The organism is Alteribacillus iranensis (assembly GCF_900113025.1).
GTDB classification, from domain to species: Bacteria; Bacillota; Bacilli; order Bacillales; family Marinococcaceae; genus Alteribacillus_A; species Alteribacillus_A iranensis.
Genome location: NZ_FONT01000004.1, coordinates 141,655 through 158,377, shown reverse-complemented (window position 1 = coordinate 158,377; position 16,723 = coordinate 141,655). Strand labels below are relative to the sequence as shown.

Genomic DNA, 16,723 nt, shown 5'->3' with positions numbered 1-16,723 from the left:
GCTGTCCGCCCCCAGCAGCTTGCCAATTTGCGCGTCTTTAGATATCTAATAGAACAGAGCACAGTTATATAAGAAACATCTAAGTCAATAGTATTATAAAGAGAATAAAAAAACAACGCTATTTGCTATTTTCATTAAAAAAGATATTATAAAATGCAATCAAAATAATTAACTTACATAAATGATATTTTAATACGAAGGGCTGTATTGAGTGAGTCGTAGATGAACGGAGTATAACTCAATACTTAAATAGTTAAGAAAATCTCGATGGACAGATTCTTGAATTCTTTTAGAAACAGCAATTAAATCGACACCTATATCTGCTTTTAAATGGATGTCAGCTGTAACCGTTGGTAAATCTCCCATTGAAATTTTTACACTAGTACTGTCACTTACTTCGACTACGGAACGGCACGCCATAATGACGATCTTTTTTAACACGTCAGGCGAAATAGTAATAGATCCCATTTGAAAATTAGGTTCTACTACAGTTGTTTCCCCGATAACTTCTTTTTGTCGGTTTAGTACTCGATGTCCTTTCGCTATTAACTTTTTAAAGAAATTTTGTTCAACTTGCGCATAGGGAATCGGAATGATGTGCTTCCCTTGGGTACGGCGTATGAATAGAGCCAATTTAATTTCAGCAGAACTACGAATATCATTAATATCGATATAATGGTCAATTTTGCCAATCTGTAATTTATTTGCAATCAAATCAACCATTCTTTTTGATGTGCCAATGAGTAAAATTCGTGTTATCGGTAAGCTTCCTAGTATTTGTCTTACTTCCTCAGCGTGATCTTCAAAAAAGAATGTTGCACGTTTAACGGCAGTTATGTAATTCTTTTCATATTTTGCTGATCTCCCTGCTAATTTCTTTCCTTGGTATATCAATAACCCATCATCAATAATGGCGGGAATATGATGGTTATGGGCATATAGTAGAGCGCTAGAGCTTTTTCCGGTTCCACTGGGACCGTGAAGAGCATAAACTTCCATCCGACACACCTCCTTATCTTAAACGTTTCCTCAATAGACTTATTGCGTTCGAAGATATTGTTGTCTGTCTAACATTATAGCTTTCCAAGTAGGAGATTTACACATATATTTATTTAGCGTCCGCGTCAAACTTCTCGATGGAACGAAGAGTTTCAGCGACCCTACCATGTGGGCTTCCTACTACGATAATTTTACACAATTGTTCAACAATTAGTAACAGACGGTATGCCAATTTAGTCAGATAATTCGTTATAATATAGGTGTAAGGAAAATGTTGAAATAAGAAAAGGAGAGTATGGAGATGAGAAAAACAACAAGAGGTTCGCTTGAAGATCTCATTAAAAGAAACAAACAAGAAATAATGAGCAATCAAGAAATGATTAATGAAATAGAGAAGAGGTTAGAGAATAAATACTCTAGAAAAGTCTATACACAAAAAGAAGCTCAAGTAAAAAATATAATATAAATTTTTACGCCCGAATGGGGCGTTTTTGTTTTTCTGGCGCCCTAGACAGGGCTCGAACCTGTGACCTACAGCTTAGGAGGCTGTTGCTCTTCCTCTGAGCTACTAGGGCGTAACGGAAACAAGACCTATTATATCAATGGTTTCTTTAATTGTAAATTCATATGGAAGTGTTTGGACTGTGGGTTATCTACTCCAATCTTGTTAGCGCTAAGCCGATCCATCTCCCTTTCTGGGTTTTTGTTTCATGTTTACCGAAAAATGTTACGACTAAGAGTGATACAAACATAAAGTGAGGAGATGGACGTGCTATAAAATGTTTTTAGGCGTTGGCTCTTCGAAAACTTAGCGTAGCCAATAATACCAATATTACCGTAAAAACGATCATAAAGAGTACTTCTTCTAAAACAGTAACGGGTCGGTTAAAAATGGTTAAGTTAAGACCCATCACTTCGCGTACGAGTGGAGAAAGGCTGTCCACATCAATCATCACTTTTTTCATCACATCTACTCCATATGTAATCGGATTGATTTTCACAATAATATCCATCCAACCGGGCATGTTACTTACAGGAAATAAAGCTCCGGATAAAAAGACCATGGGCATGACGATGACTTGGACGATAAGCTGAAAACCTTGGGTGGATTTCAACAAGCTGGCGATTAAGAGTCCCACAGAAGCAAGAGAGCATGCCAATAGAAACATAAAGGGCAGCACTTGAAGCAGATTTCCAATGTCGTAGTGTATACCTAGGAAAGGAATAAGTGCAAACATCATCAAACCTTGTAAAAAAGCGACCGTGGAAGCTCCAAGCATTTTGCCGATTGCAATATTTACCCTTGATATAGGAGAGACCATAATTTCTTTCATATAACCGAATTCTTTATCCTGGATAATGGAAAGGGAAGAAAAAACGGCTGTCATCAGTAAAGTCATGGCCACAATACCAGGAAATACAAATTGGACATAGTTAAAATTCTCATCTACTTGGAGTCCCGACGTGACTAGTTCTTCCATTGTGCCACTCATTCCCCCACCGAAGATAAGGAGAAATAAGATAGGCATCACAAACGAACCGAAGAGTCTGGCTCGATCTCTGAAAAACTTTATGACGTCACGCTGCCATATAGCCAAGATCCCTTCCATATACGAATCAACCTTCTTTCTTAAGTGTTTACCTTGTCATCAGACACTATTTACTTACTTTGAGTTTCTGGCGATTGCTGGATGTTTTCACCGGTAAATGCGAGGAAGACATCATTCAATGTAGGCTTTCGAATATTTAAAGTTTCTATGGGGACGGATAGTTTTTTGATAAACTGGGAAATAAACGCATCACTGCTATGGACTTTAATATATAGGATGTTATCTTGAACGGTAACATCGATAATGTTTTTATCCTTTTCTATGTCTCTCATGACTTGTGAGTTGTTTTTCGTAGATAACTCGATAATATCTCCGCCCAATTCTTTCTTTAACTCAGCCGGTGTATTAATAGTAATGATTTTTCCTTTATCCATAATGGCAATTCGATCACTGATCTCTGCTTCGTCTAAGTAGTGTGTAGTAAGAAACATCGTAATGCCCTCTTTTTCTTTTAACCGCAAAATATATTCCCAAATATGGGCTCGTGTTTGCGGGTCTAACCCAACTGTAGGTTCATCTAAAAAAAGGACTTTAGGATAGTGTAGAAGGCCGCGGGCAATTTCAAGCCTTCTCTTCATGCCCCCAGAAAACGTTTCCACTCTGTTGTCTCTATTTTCTACGAGGTCTACAATTTCTAACACCTCTTGAATGCGAGCTCCTCTTTTCCTTTTTGGAACTTTATAAAACTTGCAGTGCAACATTAAATTTTCATGAGCTGTTAGCTTTTCGTCTAGCGTATTTTCTTGAAAAATAATACCAATACTTTCTCTTACTTTGCTCTTTTGCTTGACCGCATCAAACCCATTTATGGTAATAGAACCGCTTGTCGGGACTAACATGGTACAAATCATATTAATGGTTGTACTTTTACCTGCCCCGTTAGGTCCGAGAAACCCAAAAATTTCCCCTTCTTTCACTTGAAAGTTAATATCTTTCACAGCATGGTGGTCTTTGTATTTCTTATTCAACGAGCGGACATCAATGATATTTTGCATATGTCTTGGCCACTCTCCTTGTTATGTCGCACTGTATTGTTAGAAAGTATAACATCTTTCACTTAATAGATGCATGAAAGTGCTCATTGCTTGCACAAGGTGTTACAATAATAGAGGAGTTAATGGACTTTTTCATAAAATATAGAGGATAGTGGGGCGTATGTATGGACATTGCGACAGTTGCCTTGGCTATTTTAATGATGGCTGTCATTATAGCTATCGGGTCAGCCGTGGCACTTCAAATCACTATTACGGAAGAAATTAAGCGAATATTCATTATTCTTATTATTTACGTAGTTGTCCCGGCTATGATCCTTAATGGCATCGTTAACACAGAAATGACAGACCAAGTTATTCGCCAAGTTTTTACTATATTTGGGATGTCTGTTGTGTTTAACGGGGCTGCGGTGGTGTTTTCTCTCTTTTTGGGTAAAGGGCTTGGTATTGAGTGGGCTTTAGCTAAAAAGTTATCTTTATTATCAGCCTTGGGGAATACCGGGTTCATAGGAATCCCGTTATGTCTGGCTATCTTTGGTCCAATGGGTGGAGTGCTGGCTGCAGTATTTGATGCTGGTCTCGATGTAATTGTATTTTCACTAGGGATCTATCTATTGCAGTCAGACAATGGCTTTGATTATAGACAGTTAAAATCGTTAATGAATCCTCCGCTTGGGGCGATTGTGATAGGAATGTTGGTTGCGATAAACAGTATAGAATCACCTCTGTTTATACAGGATTTAATTGCCATGTTAGCGGGGCTTGCTGCACCCCTGGCTATGTTTTACATAGGTTTTCTTCTGCCTTCTTTTTTAAAAGAAAAGAGTGTTTTCTATTTTCCTCAGTTGTGGTTCCCAGTATCCATGAAATTATTAATTATTCCTGTACTCACTATGCCACTCGTGATGATGTTACCGATCGAAAATTTCCTCAAGAACGTTTTTATTATTTTAACGGCAATGCCCAATTTTATGTTAGCTACCCCCTTATTTGCCATGTATACGGAGGAGGAAGATAAAGCAGTCATGTCAACAGTTTATTCCACCCTTTTCTCGTTATTGACCATCCCATTGATAGCTTTCCTTACCAACATCTTCACTAAATTATGAAGCAGGAGGATGTACCGATTGTCCGCATGGGCGATCGGTTTTTACGTCACGTTTCAAATTTTGTCCATTTTGGATAGATTCCTCCCCACACTGTCTCCGTTTCTATTCATACATTTATAGAAACGGGAGAAAGGAGGATGAATATGGAACAAAATCCTAAGTTAGCAGAACTGTTGGTTAAAAGACTATTAAAGAAGCATGGGATAGAGAAGTCGAACGTTAAACTTTCCGATGAGGAGAAAAGTGAACTGAAAGAAGTGATTGATAGTATAAAGGGCCAGGTGGAAGAATTTCTTGATAACATGAATGAATCCGGAGATGAGACAGAAGAAAATAGCAGTTCGGATGAAAAATAAACGATAACACTAGGTAGTTTGTCCAAACTAGAATCTCTTCCCGTCATAGACTAAAAGCAGAAAGGAGGTAATAAAAAATGGATAAAATGAGAGATAGAGATAGAAGAGAGAGAAGAGATAGGAGAGACAGAAGAGATAGAGATGATAGGCGAAGAGACAGAAGAGACCGCAGAGATAGAGACCGTAAGTTTCATGCGTTGGACCCACACTCGATGCCTTGTGGGGGCAGAAATGACGACACTCAACATGCGGAACAATCGAATAAAACAGTACAGCTTTCTGATGAATTAATAGAGGTTGTAGATTCTTGTGATGTCAGAATCATTACTACCGACACGAAAGGTGCTCTCAATCTCCAGGCAGGACTTCAAGCAGCTCTTCTAATCGTAGTAACAATCAGCATATTTGGTGGCGATGTCGATAAAGCGGAGAAGTTTACGCAAGATTTAGTCCAAACAGCAAAAGTGAAGCAGCTTAATTACCAGGAGACGTACGTGGAGAACAGCCGAGATGTAACTATTGAAACGAGCGACAGACACATTGCAATTAACATCCAGCTCTTGCTTCAGTTGCTACTTGCAGTGGCTGTTATCGTAGACATCTTTTAAATGTCTCAAGAGTACGAAGCTCAGCTTTGCAAAGCTGGGCTTCGTTTAACCTTTTCTCATTACGTGTATAATGAGGGATATAAAGGCAGAACAGGAAGGTTATGTTACATGGTATTAGACATTGTGTTTGTATTTGTTATTTTGTTTATAGGAAGTTTCTTGCAAGGGGCCAGCGGTTTCGGATTCGGCCTATTTTCTATGAGCTTTCTTCCGTTTATGTTCACTTTAAAAGAAAGCACATTACTGGCAGTGGCATTAGCAGTCGTTACCTCATTGACGATACTAGCCAAAGTATACAAACATTTGGACTATAAAGCACTTCTGCTGTTGTTAAGTTCGGCCATTGCAGGCCGAGTAGGTGCTTTTTTTATCCTCCATAATTTCGGGGAAATGGACATCATGAAGAAAATTTTGGGCTTTGTCTTGATCGCGATGGTCATATACATACTAAGCTCACGTAATAAAAAAAAGGTACCTTATCGAAAAGTGATGGTTGCTCTTCCTATTGTTATGGGGTTCTTAGGAGGATTGATTGGCGGAATATTTATGACGGGAGGTCCCTTTTTCGTGTTTTATTTAATGATAGCCAGCCGTGATAAGTATTCCTATACTGCTAATTTACAAGCAACGTTTTTAATTACAGGTCTTGTTACGGTGACACTCCATGGATTGGGAGGAGATCTTAACAGCCAATTCTTATTTTATTTCTTAGTTGGAATTCTTGGTGTTATTACAGGTTCCAGGTTAGGAATGAAATGGTTTGAACGATTATCCCAAGATCAAATCAAAAAAATTGCCAGCGCTGCAGTGGCGGTTGCGGGGATTAATTTAATATTGTTTTCTTAATGTAAGCAGGGAGTAATACTTCCAGCGAGCCACTTCCTGCTTTTGGGAGTGAATGAAGTAATCGGGAAAAAGTGTAGAGAGCTCAAGAAAATAACAGTCTAAACAGAAAGAAAGGATAAATTATGACCAAACATAAGATCTATAAAATGAGTTTTGCAAGTGTCTATCCCCACTATGTTACGAAGGCGGAGAAAAAAGGACGTACGAAATCAGAAGTTGATGAACAGCTTGCGCAAACTCGTGACTTCAGTCGTGAGTAAGCAAACTTCGGTTGAGGCATAGCTTTCGCTGTGTCAATCAACCGACATATATTAAATGCATAAATAGCATTAACACCTATTACAATGGGATTTAACTAATACATCTGTTAAAATAATGTAAAGGTTTTTTTATGGCTGAAATACATTACGGACGTGGCTACGTTTATTCCATGCAGTACCATTGGGCAGATCGATCATGACGTCAAAGGATTGTGAAAGCAAATTGCTTCAGATAATGATGTGAAAAATGTGAAAATTTCGGAAACATAATCCGATAAAGATCAACTCCATTTTACTGGCCGAATCCAAACTAGGTACTACATCCCAAACCGTTTGCGAAAATACAGAAGAACACATTCGCGAGTATATTCAACATCAGACAAAGAAGTGAGGGGAGCGCCATGCTACGACACAAAGCCTATAGATTTCGGATATATCCAAATAAAAAACAGGAAATGTTAATCGTGAAAACGATTGGTTGCTCCAGGTTTGTCTATAATTATTTTTTGGACATGTGGAATAAGACATACTCCGAAACGGGCAAAGGACTCACTTATGCAAGCTGCTCAAAAAAATTAACAGAGTTAAAGAAACAATCCGAAACGGAATGGCTGCGTGAAGTAGATAAGTTTTCTCTCCAAAATTCTTTACGGCACTTGTCAGATTCTTTCTCTCGTTTTTTCAAAAGACAAAATAATAAACCAACATTCAAAAGGAAAAACCACCCCATTCAAAGCTATAAAACCCAATTTACAAATAATAATATTGCGATAGTGGGTCGTCACATCAAGTTACCTAAATTAGGCTTCGTAAAGTTTGCCAAAAGCAGGGAGCCCCAAGGACGAATCATCCAGGCTACCATACGAAGAAATCCCAGTGGGAAATTTTTCGTCTCCCTTCTTTGTGAAGAAAACATAAAACCCTTCAAAAAAACAAACACCGCCGTTGGAATTGACTTAGGTATTCACGATTTTGCCGTATTTTCGGATGGCCGTAAAAAGGACAACCACCGGTTCACTGCCAAAATGGAGAAAAAACTAAAACGTGAACAACGAAAGCTGTCGAGGCGTGCGCACCTTGCGAAGAAGAACGGGATCCACCTCTCTGAAGCAAAAAACTATCAAAAACAAAAGAAAAAAGTGGCTCGCCTACACGAAAAAGTGTTCCATCAACGTACCGATTTTCTAAATAAGTTAACTACAGACATCATCAAGAACCACGATGTTATCTGTATAGAAGACTTACACACAAAAGGTATGTTGCGCAATCGGAAACTAGCAAAAAGCATATCTGATGTATCATGGTCGAGCTTTGTAGCGAAATTAAAATATAAGGCAGAATGGTACGGACGAGAAGTCATCGACATAGATAGATGGTTCCCATCAAGTAAGAAATGTTCCACAAACGATTGCGACTATATCGCACCGTCCATGCCACTGAATACGCGAGAATGGACTTGCCCTCGCTGTCATACAACTCACGACCGTGACATCAATGCGAGTAAAAACATTTTAGCCGAAGGTTTAAGACTACATTCTCTCACGTAATGAAAAGAAACAAGAACCGTTGGTACACCGGGGATCGCTTGGTCAATAAGAGTAACCGCTGATGATGGTATATACGGCCGTCCATCAAGTATGCTCTCTTCCCAAGAATCTAGTGACTTTAGTCATGAGAGGTTCAATAAAGGAGTCATCTGCGGTGTCCGTGTGGAAGACATCGAAGAACCAACAATGCAGAACATTCGCTATTTGGATAAGCTGATTGATGAATTAGCAAAGGGAAAAGCGATGGAAAAAATTTTACGGCAATAAAGGGGAAGAATATTTACGCAGATCTGTCTCGTTTTTCACCTTAATGAGACAGATGTTGCATAAAAATATCTTTCATTCAAGATATTTTATTGCTTTTATTTCAATTGATATGTAAAGTGAAAATCACGAAAGGAAATGAAGCCATTGAGAAAAAATACACTTAGTTCATTAATATGGTTGCGCATGGCTCGTTTTACACATCAAAGTAATTTATTATCAAATGAATTCTTAAAACAGTTTGGTATCACAGCTGCACAGTTTGATGTTTTAAATCAGGTTTCAATTTATCAGCCGATCACGCAAAGTCAGCTAGCGGTGAAAGCAACGGTGTCCGAAGGTGGGATTTCACGTATGCTCACCCGGCTTGAACAAGAGGGATATATACAACGTAAGCAGGACTGGAAAACCAAATGGATTAGCCTTACTGCAAAAGGGGAGAATAAAATGGAGGAAGCATTTGAACACCAACTTGCCTTTCAAACATCCATTGTCAATGAGTGCTTGACAAAGGAAGAACAGAAAACATTATATACCCTCATGACTAAGTTACAAAAGAATACCGAATTAAAAATTAAGAGTTCTCGTACTTGATAACTGTCATGAATTTTTTTTGCGCTGTCACTTGACTAGTAAATTGATAAGGGAGGAATGAGTCATGCATAAAATTCCCGGCCATCATCACATTTCAATGATTACAAAAAATGCCAGTCAAAATAATTACTTTTACCAGCGAGTGCTTGGTTTACGTCGTGTGAAAGTAACGGTGAATCAGGATGATCCAACGATGTATCACTTGTTTTACGGAGATAAAACAGGCAGCCCAGGTACGGAACTATCCTTTTTCGAAATTCCACCAGCAGGAAAAACTTATCGCGGTACCAATGCCATTACAAAGATTGGCTTGCTTGTCCCATCAGAATCAAGTTTATTCTTTTGGAAAGCACGTTTTGAAGAACACGGTGTAAAGCATAGTGACATTACTACGTATGCCAATCATTCAGCACTACACTTTGAAGACTCTGAAGGCTTACGAATGGTGCTTGTTGTCTCAAATGGAAAGAAAGCTGTTCATTGGCAAACGTGGGAAAAGTCTGAGGTTCCTGAAGAACATCAAATTCAAGGAATAGGCCCTGTGGAGATAACGGTACGTAGACTTGATAAGCTAGCAAGCACACTTACAGATATGTTTGGTTATACAGAGATAAGCCGTACAGATGACGAAGCAATTTTTCAATCAATGAAAGGAGAGGTGTTTGGAGAAGTCGTCGTCAAATATTTAGACGGTCCCACTGAAAAACCAGGCCGTGGCAGTATTCATCATTTGGCCATTCGTGTAAAAAACGAAGAAGAGCTTATTTTTTGGGAAAAGAAAGTACGAGCGCGTGGTTTTCAATCATCAGGCATCGTGGATCGGTTCTATTTTAAGAGTTTATATTTCCGCGAATCAAACGGGATTCTATTTGAAATAGCTACCGATGGACCGGGTTTCACCATTGATGGGGATATCGAAACCCTGGGTGAGAAATTGGATTTACCACCATTCTTAGAGGAACGTAGAGTTACAATTGAAGAAAATCTAAAACCTATTGAGGAGTATTACCGAGCAAACGAATAGAAGTAGATCAAAATTAAATTTTCTAGGAGGAAAACAGAATGAACCAACTAAAAGGGATTCACCACGTAACAGCTATTACAAGTAGTGCAGAAAAGAATTATGAGTTTTTCACATACGTTTTAGGAATGCGTTTAGTTAAAAAAACAGTGAATCAAGACGACATTCAAACCTATCATTTATTCTTTGCTGATGATATAGGTAGTCCCGGAACAGACATGACTTTTTTTGATTTTCCAGGCGTTCCAAAAGGCGTTCATGGTACAAACGAAATTTCAAAGACCGCTTTTCGTGTGCCAAGTGATGCAGCATTAGAGTATTGGGAAAGTCGTTTTGGTCGTTTAGAAGTGAGGCACTCTGGAGTGAAAGAGCAATTTGGCAAGAAAGTTCTCTCTTTCGTTGACTTTGATGACCAACAATACCAATTAATTTCAGATGAACGGAATACAGGCGTGGATTCTGGCACACCTTGGCAAAAGGGTCCTATCCCACTGGAATATGCTATTACTGGCTTAGGTCCTGTTTTTGTACGTATTGCGAACTTTGAGTACTTCAAAGAATTGCTGGAAAAAGTGCTATTATTTAGGGAGACTGCGCAGGATGGATCATTTCATTTATTTGAAGTAGGGGAAGGTGGTAACGGTGCGTCTGTTATTGTGGAACAGAATACATTACTTCCTCAAGCCCAACAAGGTTACGGCACGGTACATCACGCGGCATTCCGAGTAGAGGAACGCTCTGTATTAGATGAGTGGAACGGGCGTATGAGTAGCTTCGGATTCCCTACATCCGGTTATGTGAATCGTCACTTTTTTGAATCCTTATATACAAGAGTGACACCGCATATATTGTTTGAATTTGCTACAGATGGTCCTGGTTTTATGGGAGATGAACCTTACGAAACCCTTGGGGAAAAATTATCTTTACCTCCATTCCTAGAGCCTAAACGCGAACAAATAGAAAAAGCAGTGCGTCCAATTGATACGGTGAGAAGCACAAGGATATTTAACAAAGAGTAGAAGAAAGAACGATAGTGAAAATTAAGGTATTTCACATGGTTGAAGAGATTATTGAAATGTTCTCATTGCGAGTACAGAAAAGGATTTGGAATCATTCTATTCCAAGTCCTTTTTTTTTTTTGAATAAATGCTCTGTATAGATCTAACGCAAATAATGTTGTTAATTATCATGAACTAGTGTACTATGTAATTAATACACTGGTACAAAAGAGGAGGATCTTATATGAACAGTTGGGTAGCACTTGTGAGAAAAGAGTTCTTACTCACACGGGGGATTTTTGTAGGCGGGCTTATTTTCATTTTTATCGTTTGGGGTTTTTCTTTCGTCCTAGATAGTTTTATATCGTCTGAACGTAACGCCCTAACCTTACAAGTGAATTCAATGACGTTTGCTGGTCCAGCTATGCTGACGTTAATGAGTGCGGGAATATTTATGCATTTCCTCTATTTATCCGTCTACATCATTATCAGCATGCAAAAAGAAATGGACACTCTTCATTGGTGGCTTCACTCTCCAAAGTCGATGCCAGCCCTATTGTTGGCAAAACTGACGAGTGGTGTAATAAGTATTATCTGTTCTCTCTTGGTGAACGGAAGTATTGTCTTATTCCTCATTATCTCAACGAATGTCATGGCCGAAATTAGTGTAGGGGATATCATTTTATTGGCGGTTCAAGGCGGGCTTCTTGTTGTTTTGACGTCTTTGTATTTGTCAATCTGTGTACTGTTTTTTATTGCTGTGTATTTAACATTACGGGGAAGAATTGGGAACTGGAGCTGGGTTGTTGTGATTTTACTGTTTATCGTGATAAGCAGTATGTCGGAAAAAATATCAGAAAGCAGTTTTTACAATGCTATCACTCATTGGGGTGAATTTGAGTTACGGGCAATAAGTACATTTCGTCTTGGCACTGCTCACATGGGTGAAATGTTATTCCATATCATTCTAGCCGTTGTCATTTTTGTTATCTCCGCATTGTTGATCGATAGGAAGGTAGAGGTGTAGGGCATGGCTGATACATTTGATACGTCTAAACCAATATACAAACAATTGATCGACCAATTCTATTGGAAAATAATCCGTGGAGAACTGAAAGCGGGGGAGAAGCTTCCATCTGTACGAGAAACAGCAGTTGAAGTAGGAGTGAACCCGAACACCGTGTCAAGAACGTACAATGAAATGGAGAGAGCAGAAGTGGTAGAAACAAAGCGAGGGCAAGGAACGTTTGTAACAGAAAACCAGCAAATTATTCATGAATTAAAAGAAGAGATGAAGCAAATACAGATTAAGCAATTTGTACGGGAAATGGAAGCGATGGGATATACCGCCAAAGAGATGATTGCGGATCTCACTAGGTATTTGGAGGAGGAATATCATGATAGAGGTTAAAAATGTAAAGAAACGTTACCTCACAAAAACAGCTATAGAGCACATAACCGTAAACATTCCAAAAGGTGGCATTACGGGATTAGTCGGAGAAAATGGAAGCGGTAAATCGACATTTTTAAAAATTTTAGCTGGGTTAGTACGTCCGACCAAAGGGACCGTTCTCGTGGATGGAAATGTCGTGAGTCGCAGACTGGCAGACCGCATTGCTTATTTGTCAGAACAAGATACATTTTATTCGTTCTACCGAGTGAAAGAATTAGTTGCATTTTATGAGACTCAATTTCGGGACTTTAATAAAGAACGAGCCGAAGAGTTAATCTCTTTTATGAAATTGGACCTTAACAGCAAGATCAAAACATTGTCCAAAGGAAATCGCGGCCGTTTAAAAATAGTACTTACACTAGCTCGTGATGCTCCTGTCCTGCTGCTCGATGAGCCTCTCTCCGGGCTGGATCCTATGGTACGTGATTCGATTGTAAAAAGCCTTATTTCATTTATAGATTTAGAGCGTCAAACTGTATTGATTACGACCCACGAAATTAATGAAATGGAACCACTCTTTGACCGGGTGATTGCCATTAAAAATGGACAAATCTTAGGCATGGCTGATAGTGAAGAAATTCGCGACCAGGAAGGCCTTACTATTGTTGACTGGATGAAGAAAAAATATGAGTAAAATAATTATGGTTCTTTCACATAGCTTCTCTCCCTTCGCGCATACTAAAGATGATTTCTAAAAGGAGGAATGCTATATGCATAAACCGAAACCTGATGATCGTTCCAATAATGCGGAGCGCATTGAAAACACAATTGGGCACACGCTTCAAAATATGGACGAGGCGAGAGATTTTTTAAAAGCCCATTCTGAAGAATTGAGTGAGGAAGAAAAGCGTAACATTGAAGAAAAAAATGCACGTCGTGCAGAAAGCATTGATGGAATGCGTGAAGAGATTAAAGATGAAGTGGCGCATCAGCAACGGTACGAATAATCAGGATACACTCCTTTCAGAAACGCAGCCAGGCGAATGAGCCTGGCTTTTTACGTTGGAAGTCACGAGATTCATTCGTAAGACAAAGTATCCTGTACAAGTGGGAGCTTTTCACTTTTCTTATTGTCCAGCTTCAGGCGCTATCGGCTCGAGGTCGCTTCAATCCGCACTGCGGCGGCATGGCCTCCTCGGCGGATTTCCAGCGCTTGTCGCCGATAGGCAGGCCCCTTGCGCATTTCTTAGTGAAGATAGGCTTTCAGACGGTCGAGGTGCTCGTAGATATCAGAACTTAAACTTCTTTTATATAGAATAGCAGCCGGATGGTATATTGGAAAAAGGGTATACGTATGTTTTGTAAAACGGTATGTATTTTTTCCCCAGTCATCCAAGACGCGGATCGGTGAATGGATAAAAGTCCCTGTCACTTCATCCATTTTTGGAAATTCACCTAAGAGACGCCAATAAGCGATTCGTCCCATCGGCACAATGAGTTCAGGGTCTGCTATTTGAATTTCTGCATCTAAAATAGGAGCATGAGCTGCGATTTCTTTTTGATTCGGAGTTCGATTGTATTTTCTTTTTTTACCGCGGCTTTCTCCCCAGCGGTAAGGTCGGCTGCGGACAGCACTTGTAATAAACACTTCTTCTCTCGTTAAACCTGCGTAGAGAAGAAATTTGTCAAATTCTTCGCCTGCTCGGCCGCTAAATGGGATACCATTGTGAATCTCCGTCTCCCCCGGCGCTTCCCCAACAAACATTACTCGTGGATGGGAAGGACCTTTCCCCAGGATGAATCCCTCACAGGCAAAGGGATTCATCCTTTCCTGGCACTGATCAATTAATGTTTGGGACAGCATGATATTCTTTCCCTCTTTCTTTCACACATTATTTAATACTTGTAAAAGCTCATCAATTGGCTGGTTATCCTTTACGTGAGTCATTTCAGAAAAGGGACAGCCTCTTACTAACAGTCGCTGTAATACATACTCTGTCGTAAACAATTCCCTGTCAAGGTGAGAATCAACCTCCTCCCACTCCAAAGGACAGGCAACAAGAGGAAGCTCTTTTCCTCGTAATGAATAGGGAGCAATGATTGTTTTGCCTTTTCGGTGCTGAGGAATGTCGATATATAACTTTTTGCCTCTGTTTTTTTTCAAGCGTTCCTGGGTAAACAAAGCAGGATGTTTTTCTGTCAAAAAAGCACCGAATGCTTCTGTGATTTTGTTTGTGTCGTCCCACGTATACGTCTCATCTGGTAAAGGAATATGGATTTGTAATCCTTTATTCCCGGAAAACTTAACAAATGAAACAATATGAAAGGAATCGCACAACTCCTTTACTAATAATGCACCTTTAATAGCTAGACTAAAATAACTGGTATCCGGTGGATCAAGGTCAAACACAATTTCATCGACAAAGGTAGAGTGGTAACGTTGGAAAGGAGTGTGCCATTCAATGGCTAATTGATTGGCGAGCCATAGAAGCGTTTTGCTCGTATTACATAAAATAAAATGATTATCATCATCGAAATACGTCTCTACGAAGTCCGGTGCATAATCAGGACAATCTTTTTGATAAAAACCTTCCTCAAATATGCCATGAGGGTAACGGATCACGGTTAAAAGCCGATCTTTTAAAAAGGGAAGGACGTAAGGAGCTACGTGGCGAACGTAGCGGAGAAAATCAATTTTTTGCAATTGATGGTTTGGCCATAATGGTTTGTCTGGATGAGTGATCTCCACTTCTTCAGGAAAACGCAAATCGGACAATAACAATGTTTCCTTTGTACATTGAACCGCTGGAACATCAAATAAAAAACGTGAAAAACGTGGTTCTCTCAGCTCTTTTTCTTTTCTTGTTGTATAGGTAACCTCCACTACGAGAGAAGGATCGATTGTATACACTTTTTCTTTGGCATCCCATGAGCCGTTTCTCTTGATCGTATGAATGAGGGCTTCGGACTCTTCCGGTGACAAACCATGGGCACATTTTCCAATAGGTAATGTGGTATTTCCGCTCATCACCCCCAGATGAAAGTAGTGATTAGATGGGTCATATTTTGTAATAAAGCTCGGTGTGTGAAAGGGTGTTTTCATTTTCAACCAAGAAGATGTTTTCCCTTTCTCATAATGAGAGTTTTTTTTCTTTGCGACAATCCCCTCCCCGCGGCACACTCTATTTTTTTCTGCGATGTCTTCCTGACTTGAATAAGAAGGAATGAATTGAACACGTTTTTTATGGTGGGGGTGAGGATGGAGGGGAAGTCCTATAGTTTCTAAAAGTTCACGTAATTCCTGTTTTCGTTTGATCCACGGATAGTGGGTCATGTTCTCTTCGTGCAAGGTAAAACAATCAAAAGCAAGAAAAGAGGCGGGACGCAAGTTTGCTTCTTTTAGAATCGTTCGTTCAGATCGCAAGCGATGACGGCGTTGAAGTTGATAAAAATCAGATCGCCCCTCATTCTCCAATATCGTTAGTTCTCCATCTAGTTGCACAGAGACATTATGTGGGAAACAGGACTCCATGGTCTGGGCGATTTCAGGAAACAGTTGTATCAAATTATGACCTCCTTTACTGTGGAGGCGGGCTTCTTTCCCATCCCAAGCAAGGCAGGCCCGGTAACCGTCATATTTTATCTCATACTCCCAATTATCATCTTCTGGCAGCTCATTAGTGCGCGAAGGTCTCATCCAATCCATCAACAGTGCTCTCCTTTTTCAGTCATGGCGTACGATGGTGTTATCTCATCGTGTAAAGCTGAGCTATGCGTATTTCAAAAAAACAGGAATTGCAGTATAGGACGCGGTTTTAGTCGCTATCGGCCCGAAGTCGCTTCAACCCGATCTGCGGCGCCTTCTGCTTTTCTTAATAGTATGTATGAGAAAAGTTTGGTCCATGCACACTAATGTAGAAAAGGACTTATCATTAGCTGTTAAGTGAAATAGAAAAAGGTACTAAAACAAATGTTTGGAAGAACAGGATTAGATTCTTCCATTTCTTAAAAAAAGTTGATGGCGAACAGGTGAGACGCCTGCGGGAAAAGCAACAGCTGAAAATCCCGCAGGCAGCGGTACGATGCCGAGGAAGTTGAAGCGTTGCCCGCGGCAAGCGAGCCTAGA

18 protein-coding genes, 1 tRNA gene and 2 pseudogenes are annotated in these 16,723 nt (G+C 39.7%); 15 read left to right on the top strand and 6 right to left on the bottom strand.

Features of this window, described 5'->3' with window-relative positions; translation table 11 throughout:
* Positions 1-189: 189 nt before the first annotated feature.
* Positions 190-999, bottom strand: a complete 810-nt coding sequence (locus BM095_RS10580) for an Asp23/Gls24 family envelope stress response protein (RefSeq protein WP_091661387.1) — start codon at positions 997-999, stop codon at positions 190-192.
* 301 nt (positions 1,000-1,300) lie between these two features.
* Here BM095_RS10580 and BM095_RS10575 point away from each other — a divergent pair, with 301 nt between their 5' ends.
* Positions 1,301-1,465, top strand: a complete 165-nt coding sequence (locus BM095_RS10575) for an FbpB family small basic protein (RefSeq protein ID WP_143083216.1) — start codon at positions 1,301-1,303, stop codon at positions 1,463-1,465.
* Positions 1,466-1,499: 34 nt separating this feature from the next.
* Here the strand turns inward: BM095_RS10575 and BM095_RS10570 are convergent.
* From BM095_RS10570 to BM095_RS10560, 3 genes are all read right to left on the bottom strand, one after another.
* Positions 1,500-1,574 (bottom strand) — tRNA-Arg (locus BM095_RS10570).
* 210 nt (positions 1,575-1,784) lie between these two features.
* A complete protein-coding gene (locus BM095_RS10565) occupies positions 1,785-2,609 on the bottom strand; it encodes an ABC transporter permease (RefSeq protein WP_091661382.1) in 825 nt (274 codons plus the stop codon).
* Between the two features lie 50 nt (positions 2,610-2,659).
* The gene (locus tag BM095_RS10560; RefSeq protein ID WP_091661379.1) at positions 2,660-3,604 is read right to left on the bottom strand and encodes an ATP-binding cassette domain-containing protein; all 945 of its coding nucleotides are present in this window, start codon (positions 3,602-3,604) and stop codon (positions 2,660-2,662) included.
* Between the two features lie 164 nt (positions 3,605-3,768).
* Between BM095_RS10560 and BM095_RS10555 the strand changes: the two genes are divergently transcribed.
* The 14 genes and pseudogenes from BM095_RS10555 to tlp all read left to right on the top strand — a co-directional run bounded on the left by BM095_RS10555 (position 3,769) and on the right by tlp (position 13,604).
* Entirely contained in the window at positions 3,769-4,710 is a 942-nt protein-coding gene (locus tag BM095_RS10555; protein ID WP_091661377.1) for an AEC family transporter, read from the top strand.
* A 143-nt stretch (positions 4,711-4,853) separates the two neighbouring features.
* Complete coding sequence (locus BM095_RS10550; RefSeq protein ID WP_091661374.1) at positions 4,854-5,066, top strand: hypothetical protein; 213 nt, start codon at positions 4,854-4,856, stop codon at positions 5,064-5,066.
* Between the two features lie 77 nt (positions 5,067-5,143).
* Entirely contained in the window at positions 5,144-5,674 is a 531-nt protein-coding gene (locus tag BM095_RS10545; protein WP_245757874.1) for a spore coat protein, read from the top strand.
* Positions 5,675-5,782: 108 nt separating this feature from the next.
* Positions 5,783-6,520 carry a sulfite exporter TauE/SafE family protein gene (locus BM095_RS10540; protein WP_091661371.1) on the top strand — a complete coding sequence of 246 codons (738 nt, stop codon included), beginning with the start codon at positions 5,783-5,785 and terminating at the stop codon, positions 6,518-6,520.
* A 122-nt stretch (positions 6,521-6,642) separates the two neighbouring features.
* Positions 6,643-6,777: pseudogene (locus BM095_RS10535) on the top strand (DUF2200 family protein); the annotation flags it as partial.
* A 404-nt stretch (positions 6,778-7,181) separates the two neighbouring features.
* A complete protein-coding gene (gene tnpB, locus BM095_RS10530; RefSeq protein ID WP_091661368.1) occupies positions 7,182-8,327 on the top strand; it encodes an IS200/IS605 family element RNA-guided endonuclease TnpB in 1,146 nt (381 codons plus the stop codon).
* Between the two features lie 138 nt (positions 8,328-8,465).
* Positions 8,466-8,594 (top strand): annotated as a pseudogene (locus tag BM095_RS10525) (DUF2200 family protein); the annotation flags it as partial.
* 144 nt (positions 8,595-8,738) lie between these two features.
* Positions 8,739-9,185, top strand: a complete 447-nt coding sequence (locus BM095_RS10520) for a MarR family winged helix-turn-helix transcriptional regulator (protein ID WP_091661364.1) — start codon at positions 8,739-8,741, stop codon at positions 9,183-9,185.
* 64 nt (positions 9,186-9,249) lie between these two features.
* The gene (locus BM095_RS10515; protein WP_091661362.1) at positions 9,250-10,209 is read left to right on the top strand and encodes a ring-cleaving dioxygenase; all 960 of its coding nucleotides are present in this window, start codon (positions 9,250-9,252) and stop codon (positions 10,207-10,209) included.
* A gap of 38 nt (positions 10,210-10,247) precedes the next feature.
* Entirely contained in the window at positions 10,248-11,225 is a 978-nt protein-coding gene (locus BM095_RS10510; RefSeq protein ID WP_091661359.1) for a ring-cleaving dioxygenase, read from the top strand.
* A 223-nt stretch (positions 11,226-11,448) separates the two neighbouring features.
* Positions 11,449-12,231, top strand: a complete 783-nt coding sequence (locus tag BM095_RS10505) for a hypothetical protein (protein WP_091661356.1) — start codon at positions 11,449-11,451, stop codon at positions 12,229-12,231.
* A 3-nt stretch (positions 12,232-12,234) separates the two neighbouring features.
* A complete protein-coding gene (locus tag BM095_RS10500) occupies positions 12,235-12,615 on the top strand; it encodes a GntR family transcriptional regulator (protein WP_091661354.1) in 381 nt (126 codons plus the stop codon).
* Entirely contained in the window at positions 12,602-13,291 is a 690-nt protein-coding gene (locus tag BM095_RS10495) for an ABC transporter ATP-binding protein (protein WP_091661351.1), read from the top strand. Before BM095_RS10500 ends, BM095_RS10495 begins: the two co-directional genes overlap by 14 nt.
* A gap of 76 nt (positions 13,292-13,367) precedes the next feature.
* Complete coding sequence (gene tlp / locus BM095_RS10490; protein WP_091661348.1) at positions 13,368-13,604, top strand: small acid-soluble spore protein Tlp; 237 nt, start codon at positions 13,368-13,370, stop codon at positions 13,602-13,604.
* 239 nt (positions 13,605-13,843) lie between these two features.
* On the opposite strand, the gene BM095_RS10485 is transcribed toward tlp, so the two are convergent.
* Together BM095_RS10485 and ligD are read right to left on the bottom strand one after the other, a co-directional pair.
* Positions 13,844-14,461: a uracil-DNA glycosylase gene (locus tag BM095_RS10485; RefSeq protein ID WP_091661345.1), complete on the bottom strand. Its 618-nt coding sequence runs from the start codon at positions 14,459-14,461 to the stop codon at positions 13,844-13,846.
* Positions 14,462-14,482: 21 nt separating this feature from the next.
* Positions 14,483-16,303, bottom strand: a complete 1,821-nt coding sequence (ligD, locus tag BM095_RS10480) for a DNA ligase D (RefSeq protein ID WP_091661342.1) — start codon at positions 16,301-16,303, stop codon at positions 14,483-14,485.
* Positions 16,304-16,723: the final 420 nt, after the last annotated feature.